The 18,841-nt window shown below is 41.5% G+C and carries 16 protein-coding genes and 1 pseudogene; 7 read left to right on the top strand and 10 right to left on the bottom strand.

All coding sequences use genetic code 11. The features are described 5' to 3' along the window. Nucleotides 1–28: 28 nt before the first annotated feature. Complete coding sequence (locus PTQ21_RS29035; protein ID WP_274568075.1) at nucleotides 29–4,477, bottom strand: amino acid adenylation domain-containing protein; 4,449 nt, start codon at nucleotides 4,475–4,477, stop codon at nucleotides 29–31. Nucleotides 4,478–4,814: 337 nt separating this feature from the next. Here PTQ21_RS29035 and PTQ21_RS29040 point away from each other — a divergent pair, with 337 nt between their 5' ends. Next, nucleotides 4,815–5,618: a helix-turn-helix transcriptional regulator gene (locus PTQ21_RS29040; RefSeq protein WP_274568077.1), complete on the top strand. Its 804-nt coding sequence runs from the start codon at nucleotides 4,815–4,817 to the stop codon at nucleotides 5,616–5,618. After that, nucleotides 5,615–5,860, top strand: coding sequence for an acyl carrier protein (locus PTQ21_RS29045; protein WP_079697375.1), 246 nt, complete (start codon nucleotides 5,615–5,617; stop codon nucleotides 5,858–5,860). Before PTQ21_RS29040 ends, PTQ21_RS29045 begins: the two co-directional genes overlap by 4 nt. A gap of 175 nt (nucleotides 5,861–6,035) precedes the next feature. Here PTQ21_RS29045 and PTQ21_RS29050 read toward each other — a convergent pair whose 3' ends face one another. Beyond that, on the bottom strand, nucleotides 6,036–7,067 hold the full coding sequence (locus tag PTQ21_RS29050) for a cysteine peptidase family C39 domain-containing protein (protein WP_274568078.1): 1,032 nt from the start codon (nucleotides 7,065–7,067) through the stop codon (nucleotides 6,036–6,038). Between the two features lie 578 nt (nucleotides 7,068–7,645). Between PTQ21_RS29050 and PTQ21_RS29055 the strand changes: the two genes are divergently transcribed. Next, the gene (locus PTQ21_RS29055; protein WP_274568080.1) at nucleotides 7,646–7,780 is read left to right on the top strand and encodes a hypothetical protein; all 135 of its coding nucleotides are present in this window, start codon (nucleotides 7,646–7,648) and stop codon (nucleotides 7,778–7,780) included. 9 nt (nucleotides 7,781–7,789) lie between these two features. Beyond that, nucleotides 7,790–7,972 carry a hypothetical protein gene (locus tag PTQ21_RS29060; protein WP_274568082.1) on the top strand — a complete coding sequence of 61 codons (183 nt, stop codon included), beginning with the start codon at nucleotides 7,790–7,792 and terminating at the stop codon, nucleotides 7,970–7,972. A gap of 366 nt (nucleotides 7,973–8,338) precedes the next feature. Here the strand turns inward: PTQ21_RS29060 and PTQ21_RS29065 are convergent. Further along, a pseudogene (locus PTQ21_RS29065) lies at nucleotides 8,339–9,481 on the bottom strand (iron-containing alcohol dehydrogenase). Nucleotides 9,482–9,751: 270 nt separating this feature from the next. Between PTQ21_RS29065 and PTQ21_RS29070 the strand changes: the two are divergent. Beyond that, nucleotides 9,752–9,988 (top strand): hypothetical protein, encoded by a 237-nt coding sequence (locus PTQ21_RS29070; protein WP_274568083.1) that lies wholly within the window; start codon nucleotides 9,752–9,754, stop codon nucleotides 9,986–9,988. 60 nt (nucleotides 9,989–10,048) lie between these two features. Further along, nucleotides 10,049–10,585 carry a phosphotransferase family protein gene (locus tag PTQ21_RS29075; RefSeq protein ID WP_274568085.1) on the top strand — a complete coding sequence of 179 codons (537 nt, stop codon included), beginning with the start codon at nucleotides 10,049–10,051 and terminating at the stop codon, nucleotides 10,583–10,585. Between the two features lie 172 nt (nucleotides 10,586–10,757). On the opposite strand, the gene PTQ21_RS29080 is transcribed toward PTQ21_RS29075, so the two are convergent. The 6 genes from PTQ21_RS29080 to PTQ21_RS29105 form a co-directional block, all read right to left on the bottom strand. Then, nucleotides 10,758–11,636 (bottom strand): amidohydrolase family protein, encoded by an 879-nt coding sequence (locus PTQ21_RS29080; RefSeq protein WP_274568088.1) that lies wholly within the window; start codon nucleotides 11,634–11,636, stop codon nucleotides 10,758–10,760. Nucleotide 11,637: 1 nt separating this feature from the next. Further along, nucleotides 11,638–14,790, bottom strand: coding sequence for a GNAT family N-acetyltransferase (locus PTQ21_RS29085; protein WP_274568089.1), 3,153 nt, complete (start codon nucleotides 14,788–14,790; stop codon nucleotides 11,638–11,640). Between the two features lie 296 nt (nucleotides 14,791–15,086). Further along, nucleotides 15,087–15,422, bottom strand: a complete 336-nt coding sequence (locus tag PTQ21_RS29090; protein ID WP_053781482.1) for a type II toxin-antitoxin system PemK/MazF family toxin — start codon at nucleotides 15,420–15,422, stop codon at nucleotides 15,087–15,089. Continuing rightward, nucleotides 15,419–15,721, bottom strand: a complete 303-nt coding sequence (locus tag PTQ21_RS29095) for an AbrB/MazE/SpoVT family DNA-binding domain-containing protein (RefSeq protein WP_053781483.1) — start codon at nucleotides 15,719–15,721, stop codon at nucleotides 15,419–15,421. Before PTQ21_RS29095 ends, PTQ21_RS29090 begins: the two co-directional genes overlap by 4 nt. Nucleotides 15,722–16,092: 371 nt before the next feature. After that, nucleotides 16,093–16,971 (bottom strand): EamA family transporter RarD, encoded by an 879-nt coding sequence (rarD, locus tag PTQ21_RS29100; RefSeq protein ID WP_274568095.1) that lies wholly within the window; start codon nucleotides 16,969–16,971, stop codon nucleotides 16,093–16,095. 105 nt (nucleotides 16,972–17,076) lie between these two features. Next, nucleotides 17,077–17,520 carry a GNAT family N-acetyltransferase gene (locus PTQ21_RS29105; RefSeq protein ID WP_274568096.1) on the bottom strand — a complete coding sequence of 148 codons (444 nt, stop codon included), beginning with the start codon at nucleotides 17,518–17,520 and terminating at the stop codon, nucleotides 17,077–17,079. A gap of 100 nt (nucleotides 17,521–17,620) precedes the next feature. Here PTQ21_RS29105 and PTQ21_RS29110 point away from each other — a divergent pair, with 100 nt between their 5' ends. Then, nucleotides 17,621–18,175, top strand: a complete 555-nt coding sequence (locus PTQ21_RS29110) for a stalk domain-containing protein (protein WP_274568097.1) — start codon at nucleotides 17,621–17,623, stop codon at nucleotides 18,173–18,175. Nucleotides 18,176–18,292: 117 nt separating this feature from the next. On the opposite strand, the gene PTQ21_RS29115 is transcribed toward PTQ21_RS29110, so the two are convergent. After that, a complete protein-coding gene (locus tag PTQ21_RS29115; protein ID WP_072734642.1) occupies nucleotides 18,293–18,748 on the bottom strand; it encodes a DinB family protein in 456 nt (151 codons plus the stop codon). Nucleotides 18,749–18,841: the final 93 nt, after the last annotated feature.

Raw genomic sequence — 18,841 nt, forward strand, 5'->3', positions numbered from 1 at the left:
ATAGAACCTCTCTCTTTTTATTGGCTTATCAAGAAAATAATGCATCCAAGTCCTCCTGGTTTAATTTATGTTCTGTAAGATCTACAATAGGGTCGCTTACAACTGAACGGATGAGAGAAATCTCTGTTAGTTTATTTTGTATTTTATTCATCCATAGTTGAATGGTATTTACAGAGAAATCATCTTCTTTATAGTTGATTTGAATATACAATTGTCCACTCATGACATAAATATTGATGTCCAGCAAACAGTTTAAATCATTGTAGGGACAAACATCGGCGCTAGTATTTGTATCTGAGGGTGTAAACCACGTACCAGCAAGGCCATTGTCCATCTCACCAAGATAGTTCAGTCGGACTAATCTTCTCTCTTCCACCCCTGATACATCTTTTAAATAATAATGTATTCCGTAACCCATTCCATTGAGAGGTATACTGTTCAGATCATTGGCAATAGCAATAATCTGATCTGTTAAATCTCCCGATTCAACAAAGAAGTTAACGGGAAACAAACTGGTGAACCATCCGACTGTACGATTAATATCGAGCGTATGATCGAACATTTCCCTGCCATGGCCTTCCAGCATTACAGAGATGTTGCTCTCCTTCGTTAGCTCCCATATGCTGAGAACAACAGCTGCAACAATTAAATCTTTTGATGTCGTCTGCAGATTTTTGTTCACCGTGGACATAATGAGTTTTGTTATACTTTCTTGAACTATCCTTTGTTCCTGAACACTTGGTGAGTGAGATCGTTCGGTCTGTAGCTTATCTTTTAAATCTATATAGTGAATTTGGGAAACAACTTTGTTCCAATACTCTCTATCTTTCCTGGCAGCAGGACTCTCAGCGTATTCCAATAGTTTACCAGCCCATTCTTGATAAGAGCTTCCTTTGGATATCCGAGAAATATGAGATTGTTCCCCCTCCCTAATCAATGAATCCAGATCCTCCAGTAGAATTCTCCACGATATTCCGTCTACAATCAGATGATGTGCAATGAACGATACCTTAATACCATGTGGAGTATCGTAATACACGCAATAAAATAAGGAGTGTGAATCCATTGAAATACTCTCTTTGATCTCCTTATCGTATTTGATCATACTTTCCAGATAATCTCCCTCTTCTTCTAAGCGCAGATCCATGTATTTCATTACGGATGTCAAGGGAAAAACATCTTGATATTTTAACTGCATTGTTTCTTTGTCCAACGTAATTCTTAAAGAATCATGAACATCAACCAGTTGAGAAATAGCATGGCAAAATTGGTTGTAAGAAATATCTTCCTTAAGATTGATATGGACGGATTGCAAGTAATAATCCTTGTTGCTTATACTGCCTTTAAGAAACCATTGATTGATCGGCGCAGGAGGAATACTTCCCTTACACTGGGCTGGTTGAGTTGTTTGTTCAGTAACACGCTTCTCTGCCATCTCAGCATGCTCTCCAACAATTGGAAATAAAAGTATATCTTTGGCCTTCAATTCAATTCCTTGCGTGTTAAGCAGAGAGGAAACTTGTATGGCTTTGATGGAGTCCCCTCCGATAAAAAAGAAATTGTCATCCAGAGATATATTTTCTGTTTTTAAGATTTCTTCCAATGCGCTCAATACCTGTTTTGCGATTTCAGATGGGCCACTGCGATTCTCAACACCCTGTGATAACTTAGGCATTGGTAGTTGTGAACGATTTATCTTTCCATTGGTCGTGACAGGTAAACGTTCCATTATCTCAAAATGCGAAGGAATCATATAACTTGGCAAGAGAAGCGATAACGATCTCTTTAACTGATTAGTAGAAATGGATTCTAGCAACTCCAAATGTGCAATCAGCATATCTGAGCCATTGGATAATGAATGTTTCGTTACTACCGCTTCTTTAACGCCTTCAAGTCCACACATGATATTTTCAATTTCTAACACTTCGATCCGATAACCATTAATTTTCACTTGATCGTCTGCCCGGCCTACATAAAATAAGTTTCCGTCTTCGACGTAATAACCTATATCCCCCGTTTTATACATCCTTTGACCGAGTACGAATGGATTAGGTAGAAACTTTTCATTTGTTAAATCACCTTGATTTAAATACCCCCTAGCAACACCAGCTCCCGAAACAAAAATTTCACCTTTTGTATACAAAGGAACCGGTTGTAACTCACCATCCAGAATATAGATTTGAGTGTTTTGTATAGGTTTTCCAATACTTACGGATCCGCCTCTAACCAAAGCACTATCGTATCGGTAAATCATACATCCCACTACAGTCTCTGTCGGCCCATATTCATTAAATATATTGATATCCCGACCAAACATTTCAAGCACATTTTCGGTAAGCTGTACTTTTAAATCTTCCCCTCCAACGATTAACGTTCTGAGTGAATTTCCATATCGCCCATGTTCAATCAGCAGTCTTAGGTGAGATGGAGTAAGCTTAATTACGGTGGATTGGTTATCCGTTATGACTTTATCCAACACAAACCCACTATCAGATTCACTGTAAATAATAGCTTTGCTTCCGCAAATTAACGGTGTAAAAATCGAAGTTAAAGTTAAATCAAAAGAAAATGACGAATAGACCGGAAACACTTCAATTTCGTCCACATATGTTGAGCAAGCCCACGTCGTGTAATTAAACAATCCACCATGTTCTACCATGACTCCTTTAGGAATACCCGTTGAGCCAGAAGTATATATAATGTAAGCAAGTTGGTTTTTGGCTGGAATAACCGTTAAATTATTCGTTGTTGTTCCCTCATATGTTGTTTCTAAAGAAATATCAATCACATTGATATTATTACTACATTCATTAATTCCACCTAAATTAGTTAAGATAGCGCTAACATTACTATCCTCAAGCATATATCTTTTTCTTTTTGAAGGAAGTTTAGGATCGATGGGTAAAAATGCCGCTCCAGCTTTCAATACAGCCCATATCGCTATAATGGCTTCCAGAGAATGCTCTGAGATAATAGCTACAACCTTCTCTGATCCAATGCCAAATCTGGAAAGGTTACGTGCTAATGCATTGGATTTTAGATTAAGCTCCTCATATGTTAACCTGGTCTCACCGTACTCAAGCGCAATTCGTTCTGGATGAAGTGCCGCTTGCTTGTAGAATAATTCAACAATACTATTTCCTTCTGTCTGGTGATCCTCAGTATCATTCCATTGATGAATAATCTCTTTTTCAAGCTCTGGCTCCATAATTCTTAAATCTTTTACCTTTGCCCCATTATCTATGATGACCTGCTCTATCAAATATAGATAGACAGATGAGAAGTGTTGAATCTGAGCGTCTGTATAGTCGTCCGTCTTATACTCAAAGTCGAGTCGGATATGCCCATCCTGGTACCAGTCTTTAACAAAAACTTGAAGCGAATAAATCTGATGACCGGAGAAAAAGTCCAACGTTTTAATGTCAATTCCGTCACAATGCTCAGGAAGTGCTGCATTGCTGTAATTGATACAATGTTGGAATAGTTGATCCTTACCTTGTTGCTTGAGCAAAATATCTTCAATTAAAATATCGTAAGGATATTTCTGATGAAAATAACAATCATTTAGTTCTTTGTGGACCTGAATCATAAATGTCGAATCTTGAATTTCTGGATCAATGTTCATTTTTAAGGGCATTGTGCTGGTATACATCCCAAAGCTTGCCCTCTCCTTGCGTCCAGAACGATTAAACACAGGAGTCCCCAATATGAGCTCCTCTGTCTTATCCATCTTGGACAAGTGAAGAAACAATAAACCAGTGAAAAATGCTGCATTTGTTATAGCTTGATTTTGGATATAGTTCCTAATGCTGTTTGAACGGTTAGCATCAATGATCGTTGTTAACCTACGAGCTTGCGTGTTCTCGCTGCTTTTAGATTGAGCAACCTTAGTCAAATCTTCGAAACGTTTCGTCCAAAAGGTTTTGTCCTTTAAAAATCTCGAAGAGTTCTTGTATTTTTCTTCCCTATGTAGATAATCAGTAAATAATAACTGATCTGATTTAACTTCTTTCCCAGAAAATTTGCTTTGATATATATCAACGACTGACTCCGCGATGAGCTTCACAGACCAACCATCGCCAATCAGATGATGCACTTTAAAATAACATCCGGCATTACCAGACTGATCAATGAAAACGATAAAACAAAAGAGTGAACTTTCAATCAATTCAAAAGGTTCGTTAAAGTGATTGGTAAACCACGTTTCAGAATCGATCTGCCTCTCTCTAAAATCGATGAAGGTGACTTCATGTTCAGTTTCATCAACATATTGATATACGTTATTAAAACCCCGTTTCAAACGAATACGCAAGTTAGCATTGTTATCAATCAGCTCCTTAATGCTATCTTTCAGTAATGTCAGATCCATTTCTTGTTTGAAATAAAATGCGCCGCCTAAGTTATACAGAGAACTCTTTGAATATATATTCTCTATGATCCATACTCTTTTTTGTGGATGAGACAATGGATATAGCAATATAAACACCCCTTATTTACATACAATTGTTAATTAAAACTTGTTGTTATTTTAATCAGATAATGGTGTTATTTGTCGTAAAATTGATTATAATGGAATAATAAATCCCATTTTTCTTCTATAGGAGATATTATAAACCAACTTTTTTCAAAAAAAATGCTTTTTTTGCTTTTATGTAAAATTGGATACATAATTAAAGATATGTTATTTTAATCTATATATGATTCTAAAATTTGTAATTAATATTCATTTCTTCACTGAACTATGTACATGTAGTTTGAAAAATGTTATGGATTACAATCTTAGGTCTATTAAACTTGTAAAGGAGTAACCATGCATGAAGTTTGTTACGGTTTCTGCATATAGTGTAGAAAATATTTTTCCTAAAACCGAAATATTTTGTTCCTCTATACACCATCAGGCTTACGCAATTATTGTTCCTTCTTCGACTTTTGTATCTTACGATGGTAATGAGCTACTTATAAATAAAATGAGCATACTTGTAGGTAAAAATTTCAGTCTGCAGAACTTAGGTTCTTCTTATGCAGAGATTCGCAAGATAACTTTTAACCATTCGTTTTCTGACCTTGATCAATATCCTTTGGTCATCCAAGCTTCTTCTAAAACAATGAGAAACATAAACAAACTGTCTAAATTAATTTGCGGGCCGTTAGCTGGACGGTACATTGCTGAAACAGAAGAGCAAATTGAAACCCTTCTTCGTGCAAATATTGAGACTTTTAGTAGGCGATCTCTATATGCGAATACAAAAGAACAGACAAGAACAATTGACAGTCGTTTGATTATGGTACATCGTTATATCCGTAAACATTATGCAGAACCACTCACGCTACAATTACTTGCTGAATTAATCTATTGCAATCCAGTTTATTTAAGCAATAGTTTCTCTAAAATATTTGATATATCACCTATGAGGTACTTACAACAAGTCCGGATGAAACGTGCCTGTGATCTTCTAAAAACATCCAACTTGAATATCAAAGAACTCACTATTGCCATCGGGTATATTTCAAATTCTCAGTTTTCGAGTATCTTTAAGAAACACTTTTCTTGTACTCCAGCAGAATATCGGAGATTTATCCGCATGAACTGCAACGAAGGGGAGAGTGTAACTCATTGACCGAAGATCTAAAAGATATCGTAATTAAAAATATCGCCCAGTGTCTGCAAGTTACTAACATCAAAGAAATTGATATGCATGATAATTTAAATGACTTAGGGGTATGTTCTATTAAAATGATAAGACTGATTGTAATTTTAGAAGAACATTTTGATATCATTTTTAATGATGAAGAGTTGTTATTTGAGAACTTTAACACTTTATCAAATATACTTAACATAATTCAATTGAAGTTAAAATAAGTTTTAAACACTTTAATAACAGGTGAAATTTCCTGTGCCTCTAATTAGCAACGCTTCAGACAAATCCACACTGGAAAACAAATAATACATGACTTCTTATACTTACTAAAAATTAAGAAAGGTGATCTCTGAATGACAGAGTTCACCTTTCTTAATTTTTTATAAAATGATTAATTTAATCTACTTCAGCTAGGTTTTTCTCTACTTCCTCAAGATCTGATAACAGTTCCTGTACTGCAATCCGTTCCTCGTTCTCAATCTTTTCGATCAATTCAATTATATTTTTTATATGATTTGTTTTTTCTGAAATACTGTGCTTTATACACAAATTCCTAAGAATTAAGCATAGCTGTTTAATTTCTCCGTAAGCCTTTTCATGAAAATCAAATCTGGTAATATATTTTTTTTCATCGAGAAAAACCAAACTCCTTAACATCACTTCTTTATGGTCAAAGAGCAAATGGAGAGATCTAATCAGACTAAATTCAAATAAAGCATTTTCTGTAATATGTTTTCTTAAAAAACGATAAACCCCTATTCCCCAAGCATCCGTATCTTTTCCAGGTTCTTCAATCAACTTATAATCGTTAGAGGATTTTTTTTCATGCAAATATTCATGCAACTGTTTAATCAGATAAGCTAGATCAAACTTGAATTCATTTTTTCGTTCATTGAATTGCAAAAGCTGAACCCCTTTGAACCATTCCCCCTCAGAATGAGGACTTAAAAATGCTCCGTTAACGCTATTAAAAGATGCTTTCGAGAAGGAATATTTAGAATTAAAAAAATCAGCTACGTAAAACATTTGGTTTTCTTTGTTATATCCATATATCAGCATATCATGTGGCGTATGCACTCTTCTAAAATTATCATAGGCTGCAATGTAGTATTGATCTATGCTTAAATACACATAATTTTCTTCATCAATTGCATCAATAATAAACTGTGTTATATTATCACACCACTTTACCAAAACGTTCTTATGATAGTGGTGCAGTACAAATAATCTATAGTGTTCTCTAAAAACAGGAGTATAAAATTGTATGTAAACCTCTGGAGTCTCCCATGCTACTAACTGCACATGATTATGACACAACCACGGAAAAAAAACATCTTCATGAGTACAAAGAATGGCAGTCATGTTTGCAAACGCAGGAAGTGAGGTAATCATAGGATATTTAATCGGTAGTTCTTTTTCTGTTAGCATCCTTATCTTTCTCTCCTAATCATAACAGTTAATTCTAAGAGTTTACTTACAAAAAAATTCTTTCTTCCAATTTCCATTTCTATCATACCAGAATTCATTTGTAAATGAAAAGGCTTTCACAAATAATCAAAATATATTTTCTGTAGCTAGGGAGAATCTTCAAATTTAAGCAAGCAACACGATAATGAAAGCCAAGAAAAAAACATAGCATACATGTTAAATTACCATAGCAAGACATTAAACTAAAATAATTCTTTACTTCATTAAAGAAACAGATCGCCTATTTTGTAAGTATCGGGCTCTGAGTCCTCATGGTTCTGGTTCCTCCGATCCTGACCATCGTATTTATCTCAAGACAAAGCTATAAGCTAACGATTACGTTTATGAACCTGGCCCTTTTTTTGGCGTTATGTTCATTCAGAATTCCCTCCTCTTGTTCACATCTTCAAGTTGCTTAATCTGTTTCTCCAAAAGCCCAGCAAGGTGTATCTTAAGCAGGAAGGCCCTACGCGAGAATACAACCAGAAGGATCTGCGGTTATAGTATTCGATTATCCTGATTAGAAAGGAATTGAAACGGTGTTGAAATCCAGAAAAAACGTGGTGATGTTTTCTGCCCTTGCCGTTGTAATCATTGCAGGAAGCGTGGTCTTATATGGTCTGTACGGTGCAGAATCGACCGATAATCCTGATGATGCCGAACTGGCGAGTTAGTAAAATAAAGTGACGATTTATCGCGTCGTTAACCTTTCGGCGAACTCTGTAGTATTCAACAACTTTGACGATCTGTCTGTGATGTCAGATCTTATAGATGTAGGCACAACCGTGGATGATGTTATGAAGCGGGATCACCGAATGACCCACTTTGACGATGGAACGATGCCTATACTACTCTCCAGATTCTGAAGAAATCTGAAGAAGTTTCAGCCGACTTGAGCGAACTCAACATCATCGAACTAGTAGGGCTCAATGGCACAACCAAACTGACTGTTAACTGAGGGACTACAGGCATATCAATAATAATCTGGGGAAGTTTAGCCTTGAGGGCGATCCCTCAGCTTCACTCCAATCGTTAAGCCAAATTCAGTTACACTTGGAATACCGGAAAAAGGTGCTCGCAATATATGACCTGGATTAAACGGTTGAATGTACAAGGGATTAGGTAATAATAAAAAAATAAGGTCGTTCCTGAGAAGTACTGGAACGTCCTTGTTGAGTAGGCTTACCTACAAAGTGAATGTGCCCTTTGTATTACAACGATGCTTGATAAATCTAAACCACGTCTTCACGCTGCAATTTGTTAAAAAAGCCGAATGGACCAAAACGCATCGCTTTATCAGCCATAGCATCTATCTGGCTATCGTCGATGTCATAGTCAGCCAGAAGGCTAGGTGCACCAATTGAGGTCCAGAATTTACGCAGCGCTTCAATGCCTTCTTCAGCAACCTATTTATCTGACTTCCCTGTAGGATTCACATTAAATACATTAACAGCCATGCGTTTGAAGCGATCTACATCCACATCCAGATTATGCTTCATCCAGTGCGGGAACAGAATGGCAAGACCTCCCCCATGCGGAATGTCGTACACGGCGGACACGGCGTGTTCAATTTTGTGAGATGCCCAGTCCCCGGCAAGACCCATATTCAGCACATCGTTAAGAGCCATTGTTCCACAATAGAGAATGGTCTCGCGCAGTTCATAATTTTCGGGATCTTTGCTCAGAAGAGGCGCAGTTTCAATTACCGTGCAAAGAATGGTCTCACAGAATCCAAGCTGAACAGGTGTATTAGTATCCAGATGGAAGTAGTGTTCAAACACATGAGACATCATATCCACCATACCTTATACGGTCTGATCCAAAGGTACGGTATATATATTCACCGAATCAAGAATGGAAAACGCCGGAAAGGAATACTCGCTGAACCAGGCCCACTTCTCCTGTGTGTCCTGATTGATAATTACCGAACCATTATTCATCTCTGACCCCGTCGCAGCCATGGTCAAAACCGTTCCAAGCGGAAGTCCGCCTTGAGGAGTTGCTTCGCGCACAACAATATCCCACATGTCTCCATCATATTTGGCCCCTACTGCGATCGCTTTAGCACAATCAAGCACACTACCACCGCCTACAGCAAGAACCAAATCAATGTTATTCGTTTTGTACAGCTCCACGCCCTTATGAACTGTGGAAAGACGTGGATTCGGTTCTACACGAACCATTTCCGTTACCTCTGCTCCGATTTCATTCAACTGCCCGATCACTTGATCGTACAGCCCGCTCCGTTTGATGCTGCCACCACCGTATACAAGCAAAACACGTTTTCCGTATTTTGGAACTTTAGTTTTTAGTGCTTCAATCTGCCCTTTGCCAAAAATCAGCCGGGTAGGATTGTAAAATTGAAAAGATCTTATAACGTTATATGTTCCTCCAAAGAAGTCTGAAATTTTGTGCATCCATCATTATAGTTCTCTTTATTCGTAAAAACAAATGGGGCGTTCATTGCCTTATCGAATAGCTACTGCGATATTCTTTTATTCTCTTCGACAAACTATGCATCTTATATATGACACTATTAACATTGCTTTTAAACTGATGAGCAGGAAGGAGCGATCAGATGAGTAAGGAATCTATCACAGTACAAGCATTAATAAAACAAACCATCCATCAGTATATATCCTCGGATGCTCACATCCTATCATATTGAATTCCTAGTCAATGAATTGCAAAAGGACATTTCTGTCATTACGAAGAAAGCCACGTTCATAGAACGCTCTGCATTGACCAGATTATTTTCACAAGGCGCGAATGTGCCATTTAGTCTAACAAGTGAGCCTCATACTGAAGATCGCAGCTTGATCTGTATTCAGGATGTGGACTACCAAACCGATTATAGCCATCTGGATATGGATCTGCTTTAGAATAAAGAATTACGAGCGCTGGCTTACATACATGGAACGAATATGGGGTTAAAAAAAGAAATGCCCTGGATACCCACTGTGGATCGGAATCATATCATCGGCATGATGGAAAATCGTTGGAGACCTTCGTGGAACGCCGCCATAGAAAACCCAGCATTCATTGCGGAATTTGGATTACCAATCATATCGGAAATTGAAGCTCTAGCCAGTACCATCGTAGATGATCTTGAAGTTCTGATCAGAGATGAACATATGCATACGATGATCCATAATGATCTGAATCCCGGAAACGTACTGGTACATAACAATGAGGATGTCTATTTTATTGATTGGGAGGAAGCAAGGTACGGCTCCTTATTCTTCGATATTCCTCTACGCTGTAGCCACTTAAAACAAGTAGACATCTATCGGGAGGCCCTAAGTTCCCACGGATACGATATTCCACAAGAGCAATTCGAAAAATACTTCTCCCTGGCGTCCCGTTATCTTGGCATCCGTTATATGAGTTGGAGCCTTGGGGTATGGGAGAAACACTCGCATGGAAAAGCTGACTTAAAAAAATATATGAAGATGGTAACTCAACCTTTGTTCTCCTGATCCCTTACTCATTCCAAGTTAGCCGTAGGAAGAATTCACTGTTTTCCCGGATAAGAAAAGCTCCTGCCACCAGAAGTGAAAGGAGCTTACATGATAGGGATTCAGCATGAACATCATATGCTTCCCTGACCTAAATGCCATACATTTCTCACAGATAATTATGAACTGGTGCTTAACCCAAATCTGCAATTCGCTGTTTAATGCGCGGAAATAAACCAAAAGCATTCTCATAGAATACCTTCTCATGATGCTGCTCCGGCACAAGTCGGCGGACGAATTCTGCATACAGATCGATCGGCGCAAGCGGCCAGTCGGTTCCGAACAGCATTTTCTCGTAATGATCCGAATACACCAGCGCCCGGCGGAAATGATCCATGAATAAGGGCTCGTTCATAAATCGTTCAAAATGGGGCCGATCACCGACAACGAGGCCGGACAGATCTGCGTAAACGTTAGGGTTCTTCGCCACAACTTCAGCGGCATCCATCACCCAAGGATCACCCAAATGACAGATCATAAAATTCACGCCGCGCTGTTGAAAGGCTAATTCGTCCACGGTCAGCGGATGTGCATACTTGAGCAATCCATTCATGGAGTACGTATCGCCCGTATGAATGACCACAGGCACGTTATACTTGGCTGCCAGTTCATAGACCGGTGTGTAGATCTTGTCATACACGTAGTGATGATAGTACCCCGCATATAGTTTGATTCCGGCTACCTCAGGAGCTTGTAATCGTGCTTCAATCCGGTCCAGCTCGTCCTGAGCGTTTTCACCAACTAGGTGGTTTGGATTAATGCCGACGCATTCCATCAGGAATGAAGGAACCGTTTCTTCCAAATCAAGTCCCATCGGGTTGGGAGAACTGGAATCCGGGAATGCTCCCTTCGTCTGCTCCGTAACCCCCATTCCGATGCCAAGAATCACGTCGTTCTTATCAAACTCCGCCTTGAGGCCAGCGGCAGAATAATCCACTTTCGATAAATCTATCGCCGTTCGATGAAAGCTGTCGATGTCCGACAGATGAATGTGAATATCAATAATCGGCATGTTAAGCCTCCTTTTCACCTTTTGAAGTTGCAAAGTCTAGCTGCAGAAGGCCACGTACATCCTCTGGATTCAGAGGCATTTGCCCCAAGATCAGATAGGTCGGCTCTGTCCAGACCGTTTCCCCGTTCAGCAGTGGCAGATTGTGATACACATTGTGACCAAGCACCACATTGTTCACAAACCCCGCAGCATTCTGATTAGGGTAACGATTCACTGCATGCAGCATGTCTATACGCGAAACTGCACCCATTCGCAAGAAACCTTTGGACTGAAGATATCCATCTAGCTTTCCAAGAGGGTACCGCCCTTGCTCGGGGTGTTCCAGCCAACCATCAGCAAAGACAGGCGAGGGTTTGAAGAAATGTTCCTCGGCTAGCGAGTAATCCAGCGCCAATCCGCTTTGGTTCGTAACCGAGTGCAACTCACAGAGAACAGGAACGCCGGGCAGCATGAGGTAATGCTGCTGTACCGTGATTCCCCGATTCGCTTCATGCTTCTCGATGCGGGTTGTGATCTGAATTCCTTTCCAGACGTTACCGAATTCATCCTTCTGCTCCGTCCAAGCTGCGCTTCTTTGTTCCAACTGACGGCTGAAACCGTTCATACCAGGGATACCTACACCAAGTCCACCGTACCATGGATTCCACCAGGAACGCGGTGCTGCTTCCGGATACGTACTGTCCAGCCATTCTTCACCCTGGTACTTCAAGGAATGCACGACACTTCCGAAACCAGGGGCAGCTGCCATCGAAAGAACTCCGTTGCTCACCGTGTACACAGGACCTGCTGGACCTTCCTCAATCACGCAATCAACGGCTGTTCCTGTCTGCGGATACCAGAGGGCTGTACGTTCATGAATCCGATCCTCGCCTCGATATACGGCCCAAGCCTTCCAGCCAAATTCGCTTTCTCCTGTCTCATCCTTTTCCTCAGGGGAAAACTGCAATTTAGCAGAGCGCAGATCCTGCTCTCGATTTAATTCCATATCAGCAGCTAAATGCTCTGGTGTGCCACCATTCTGCACGTACAGTTCCAGGTTTCCAGCGAGCGGAACCATCTTCCGTTCAATCAGTTCTGCAGTCAGCACATCCTGGGCAAACGGATTGCCACCACCCAATGCCAGCTCAAGATGGTTGTCCAGCTTCGGTACAACCGGGCTATGCCGTTTTTGAGCGAAAGACCGGAAATCCTGCCATTTGGCAAAGGTATTCAGAGCAAATACGGTCGCCTTTGTTTGCACAACGGCTCCTGCTGGAATCCGGCCTAGCTCATGCTGTAACCCCAGCGTGTGTTCCGGACGAAGCAGCTTCAGCGAAGGGTCCCAATAGATACCGCAAGCACCATACTCTTCCTTGCAGAACAGCCAGTTCTCTGTAATTTGGGCGCTGTCCCAGTGGCTCGGATCGCCAGAGTACGCATCGCCCATATCTACATAACGGCCTTGGTACGGGAGAATAAGCCGGTTGCCGAAGAAACCAAAGTTCGTCATCAAGAACATATTCTCTTCCAGCTCTGCGCTGCGCGTATTCCCAATTTCGTGGTAAAACTCCGCAATTCCGTTAGCAGACAGTTTGACCACGGACTTGATCTCTATACCAGGGAAATCTTCCGATTCAAACAGTGCTTCAAGAACCTGGTTTTCTCCCTCCGGATAGATGTTGACTTCCTTGGCTTGTCTCTTGGAAAACTCTTCTGCAAATGGCTTACCGAGCTTCGGATAGGTCCACCAGAACGTGTGGACGGAGCCAGGATACTCAATCCACATGTTGTTCTCTTGCTTGCTCATATGGAGGGAGAATGCACCGTTCACGGCCACCCACTGTTCCCCGTTTTCCCCACCGTAACGTCCTTGTGTTCCCTTCATCAGAACAGACAGCTTGGTTGTAAAAGATACCTCTTGTCTATCCGTCGGAACAGCTGTTACCTCTACTTCTCGCGAATAGAGACCATACGAACGCAAGGTGAACGCTACGGGAACAGATGCTTTGCCTTTTGCAGGGACCGTGAGGCGCACCGAGCGTTCTGCCCACTCCAGGAATTCTTCTTCTGGCAAGTCAAAAGTGAACACTGCTTCGGAATCAAAATTATTCTCCACGTTCAGGTATAGCTCAGCAGGAACGCTTGTATAGAGCTCTTTCACGGGCAACGCCGTGTTGATCTTGGCCGGGAATTTCGGGGCAACGCCCATACGAAACTCGGCTTTCCTGCCACCGATCAGCCATGTGCTCGTCACAACGGGATGGGTCTTATTCTGACTTTGCTCCTCTTGAACCGAATCAAGGTGGAATTCGCCCTCCACGATTACCGTTTCTCCCGGAGCAACTGCTCTTGCAACGTCCAGCGCAAAACGAATATTTTTGTTGTCTTGGCCCTTGATCTCAAACTTCAGCTCGGATGCTGAGCGGTTCGTGATCCGGTAGCGAACCTTGTATGTGGAACCAAATACGAGATCATGATCGTCGATCTCTGTGGTAATTTCGTAATCCGGTGTTTCAAGAGCTGTCAGCCCGCGACCCGATTTCTCGAATTCGGCTCGTAAAGAGATATCTCCCTTTTTCCAGGAATAATCAAAGAAATCGAAACCACGCTCCCGTCGGCCATCCGGCTCGATGACGAGTTCGCGGGTGCTGTCTGCGTACCAATCCAGCTCCTCAAAATAAGGAGCAAGTGCTTCCGTCTGCAAAATGGTCGGGATGAAGTTCATCAGATGCACATTTTCATCCTTTTTTTCCCAGAAGAACCCGCATTTCTTATACATCGGTACAGCCTTGGTGTTACCTGCCCAAGTGAACAGATCCAGGCGAGGCCATCCCGCTTCCACAGTCTTGCGAACGGCGTTCAGGATCAGATTACGTCCGACCTTGTAGCCGTGATAATCGGGGCGCACATTCAACAGCGGTACATACAGGGCATTCTCGTCATAGCGGTAGTGGGCGAAACTGCAGAAGCCAACAACCTCTTTCTCATGAACGGCGAGAAATACATGAAGATTGGACGAAGTCTCCATCTCCCGGCGAACGGTATCCTCCGTTCTCTGGTTGGTGCCACCTCCCCAACTTTCATTGCTGCGGTTCCACATATCAGCGATTGCAGCGGCGTAGGAGGGATCGTATTCGATAATGCGGATTTGTTCCATGATCGAAGTTACTGTCATATTTGGATCTCCTTATCTTTATCTATAGGATGGTCTTCGTGATCATTCGATATGGCCTTTGCCCGATAGCCGCAGAGATAATACAGGCCATGTTTGAAGAAGCTAGCGATAGTCTTATCATACTATAAATGGAAGCTTTTTCAGAGGATTAAAAATCTTTCTTTCCAACTTATAAGTGCCTTTCGGCTCTTGTTCGAAGCGTCAGTGATGGACGAATCTATTTAGGTATGAAAGAAAAAATCCACGTCTCTGAGTTAGACGTGGATTTAGGTATACGAACAGCTAATAATCTTCAATTATGCCAATATAGAACGGACATTGCGTAGAACTGATTTCATAAATTCAGAGGTTGGTTCGGCATGCCCCGCAATTTGAATACGTCGTTGCCGCACATCAAGACTCTTCAACTGATCCGTCAAAACAACACCTGAAAATGGCAGGTCTTCTGGTAGTATAACTTCAAAAGGATAATCCTTGGCATGGCTCGTTATGGGACATACAACGGCAAAACCCGTTACTTCATTGAATTCATGTTCCGATAGAACAATCGCCGGTCGTCTCCCGGCTTGCTCGTGACCCGCTTGAGGATCAAAGTCAAGCCATATCAGATCGCCTCGCTTGGGAATAATCAAAGTAATTCGTTCCCTTCAGTGCCAAAGTCTATTTCTTCATGTCTTGTATCCTGTTTCACTTTAGATAGCAAAGTCTTTAGATGGTCACGTAGTTCCTCATTGGACTCTACAGGCTTGGTTTTTGGACGCAACAACAATTCATTATCTTCTGTCACCAAAATCTCAATTTCCGAGCCTTCTTCCAAATTAAGACGCTTAAGCAATTGGTTAGGAATGCGAATTGCACTGCTATTTCCCCATTTACTAAGTGTGGCTGTAGTCATGGCAATCCCACGCCTTTCGTTTGATTGATGCTCCAATTATACCTCACCTCTCTACAGTTGTATATCCATATGATATACATAAAACAATAAAAGGATACATTGTATTCTACCGTAAAATAATGATTGTAAAGCCTATGATTACGAATAGATATACCATTGATATAAAGCAAAATGAGCATAAAAAGCCCTCGTTTGGTCTAAACGAGGGTTCCTAAATCATCCCCAACAATAAAAAACAGCTGTAAGCATTAGACGAAAAAATAAAGTCCAGACTGCCTCTGTTTTATGGAGCTATCGTTCCAACGTAGTGCGCTCAGGTACGCCTGATAACACCACAAACAAAAAATGGCTCTTTCCGCCTTATCGGACGGAAAGAGCCATTTTGATGATACCAGGGTCCTGTGCCATCAGCTCGCCTTCGCGAGTTTCGTGCCGCGAATCGATGCTGTAGCGTATACGACAAGCGCTGTCCAGATGAGCGCAAAGCCAACGAGCAGAACCGGCGAGACCGATTCCTTGAATACGAATATGCTCAGTAACAGCATGATCGTCGGCCCGATGTATTGAACGAAGCCGAGCGTTGACAGCGACATCCGGGCAGCTGCTCGCGCAAAAAAGAGCAGCGGCAGCGCCGTGACTACGCCGGAAAGAAGCAATTCGATGAACGTCGGTGCAGGCAGCGTCCATGCCGTCGTTTTCCCCACAACGGCCAAATAGATCCAGTAGCCGAGCGCGACAGGCAGGACTACAGCCGTCTCCGAGAATAAACCTATAGAAGCGTCTTGCTTGATCTTCTTCTTCGCCAGGCCGTACAAGCCAAATGACGCAGCCAGCGAGATCGCGACCCACGGAAACCGTCCATAGTCAATCGCGATGATAAGCACCGCTGCTCCAGCGATGGCAATCGCGAGCCATTGGCCGCGGTTTGGCTTCTCACGAAGGAAGAGAACCGCTAACAAGACGTTCAGCAACGGATTCAAATAATAGCCAAGGCTTGTCTCGACGACATGGCCGTTGTTGACCGCCCAGATGAAGATAAGCCAATTAATTGCAATCAGCATTCCGCTGGCGGTGAGGGACAGAAGAAGCGAGCGGTTAGTTGCAATCCGCTTTATGTCACCCCAGCGGCGCTGGGCGGCGACAAGAATACCCATGAAAACGAATGACCAGACAACCCGATGCGATAGAATTTCGCCTGCCGGCACTTCGCTAAACAACTTCCAATAAAGCGGGAGAACCCCCCACATGATATACGCAATAATAGCGTTGACTAACCCGTTATTCATAATCATTTTTCCCCTCTTCTTGCTCTGATGTCTGAACGGATTATACGTCTCAATCCCCTCTCAAGTAAAGCAAATAATTGATGAATTTGATTTAATTATTATTTATTAGTCAAGGTTAATAATCTTATCAAAGCAGTATGAATCTTTGTCATAGCCATTATGCTCATAGAAAGCATGGGCATCAGTTCGCTTGAATCCGCTGCATAAAATAATACTAGATATTCCGAGTTCTTTAGCATAATTTTCAGTATGTCTTAATAGTTGTGTACCTACCCCACGATGCTGGAATTCTTTTTTAACGGCAAGAGCTTGTATATGTAAATAACCAATGGAAACCCCTATGGACAATGCCTGAACTATCGTTACAAAACCAACCACATCATTTTCAAATAATGCAACAAATGTTTTGTAATTCCCGTCCTCATTCATTTTTTCTGTAGTATCTCGAAAATTTTCCTCATTAACATTGCGAATCTCAAGCACATCGTTCCATAAAAAAACAACTTCAGTATAATCATTCGCTGCAATTTCTCGTATCTTAATTTCCATGCCTATTCTCCCTTTTCATACAACTGGATTTTAAAGGAAACATTTTCCTGTCTTGTAGCGTTTATGTTACGTGAATAACAATACTTAAGGAGGAATCAAGATGAAGCGATTAGTTTCTCTATTTTTGATGTCAACTTTAGTTGTGGGTGTAGTGTCGGTTGCATCTGCTACGGACCAACCTTTAAAGGATCTACCTTTTAAGGAACGTGCGGCGAATGTGTATAATCCTTCATTAAAAAAGGTCTTGTTAGATATCTCAAAGGACAACAAGTTAACGACAACCCAACATAACTCCATTTATGTTCCTATGAAGGATGTTTTTAAACAATCTGGAGCAACGTTTAATTGGGACGGAAAGAAAAAAATTACTACGGTTAAAAATCAAGGCCAAGAACTGATTCTTAATTTCTCTGGCAAAGAAATCACAGCGGGTAAAAATCAAGTTGTTCTCCCTCGAGAGTGGGTACAATTAAAAAATGGAGTCTCGAGTATTGATGCATTTGTCTTAGCATATATTTTTGAAGTATCTGCAGATGACTCCGATCAAGAAAGAGTGGACTGGAAAGAAAAACTGAATTTCTTGGATATTAAAGGTACAGCCGGTTTGCCAGGATTAGATAAGTATATGCACGTAAATGTTCAGTTCAATGATTAATTAAAACCTATATTTTCAAATTCTCTTTCGGTTATCCCCAGGATAGGTTTCTTTTCCTCTTATTAAGAAACCTATCTATGAATATCCAGTCCTCTATATGCCACGCTATCTTGCCCGTTAGAGCCTCGCGAACGTGATGTAATCGACTTGGGCAGGCTCTGCCGATTCGATCCGAAGTGCCCGATTGATCTGTCCTCGGTGATATTGCCCATGTAAGAGAACCTGCAAGAGGATGTCCCTTACGGATGTTTGGAATGGAACCCCACTCTGATTCGCATAGTCGATCATTTCGTCCAACTCAGATTCCTCAAGCCCTTCGATATAGACGCGATATTGCTCAGCGTTTTCTTCGAATATCGTCCGGATCGCCGTCAGGTCTTCCGATTCCTCCCACAACGAATATTGCGCACTGCCCTTGCCCTGCAATCGAGACAACCAGACTCGTTCCGCGACCGCGACGTGCCGAACGAGTTTCAGAAGGTCCTTGTTCTTCGTCCCACTCTCTTCGAGTGCTTCCAAGATACGTCCGTCTGCCCAGTACAGGTGGTCCATCATGCACTTGATTGTCTTCATTTCGATTTCCCCCTCTTCAACTCATTGATTAATTTAACCTGCTGCCATCCAATAGTTTCATCAATGAAGCTTTTCATTTGATTTAACTGATAT

The sequence above is a fragment of the Paenibacillus marchantiae genome (assembly GCF_028771845.1).
Lineage (GTDB): Bacteria > Bacillota > Bacilli > Paenibacillales > Paenibacillaceae > Paenibacillus > Paenibacillus marchantiae.

Bases quoted from the DNA above. Each gene is read 5' to 3' on its own strand.
- PTQ21_RS29040 (WP_274568077.1), top strand. From the start codon at position 4,815: ATGAAGTTTGTTACGGTTTCTGCATATAGTGTAGAAAATATTTTTCCT.
- PTQ21_RS29050 (WP_274568078.1), bottom strand. From the start codon at position 7,067: ATGCTAACAGAAAAAGAACTACCGATTAAATATCCTATGATTACCTCA.
- PTQ21_RS29070 (WP_274568083.1), top strand. From the start codon at position 9,752: ATGCTCACATCCTATCATATTGAATTCCTAGTCAATGAATTGCAAAAG.
- PTQ21_RS29075 (WP_274568085.1), top strand. From the start codon at position 10,049: ATGCCCTGGATACCCACTGTGGATCGGAATCATATCATCGGCATGATG.
- PTQ21_RS29080 (WP_274568088.1), bottom strand. From the start codon at position 11,636: ATGCCGATTATTGATATTCACATTCATCTGTCGGACATCGACAGCTTT.
- PTQ21_RS29085 (WP_274568089.1), bottom strand. From the start codon at position 14,790: ATGACAGTAACTTCGATCATGGAACAAATCCGCATTATCGAATACGAT.
- rarD (WP_274568095.1), bottom strand. From the start codon at position 16,971: ATGAATAACGGGTTAGTCAACGCTATTATTGCGTATATCATGTGGGGG.
- PTQ21_RS29105 (WP_274568096.1), bottom strand. From the start codon at position 17,520: ATGGAAATTAAGATACGAGAAATTGCAGCGAATGATTATACTGAAGTT.
- PTQ21_RS29110 (WP_274568097.1), top strand. From the start codon at position 17,621: ATGAAGCGATTAGTTTCTCTATTTTTGATGTCAACTTTAGTTGTGGGT.
- PTQ21_RS29115 (WP_072734642.1), bottom strand. From the start codon at position 18,748: ATGAAGACAATCAAGTGCATGATGGACCACCTGTACTGGGCAGACGGA.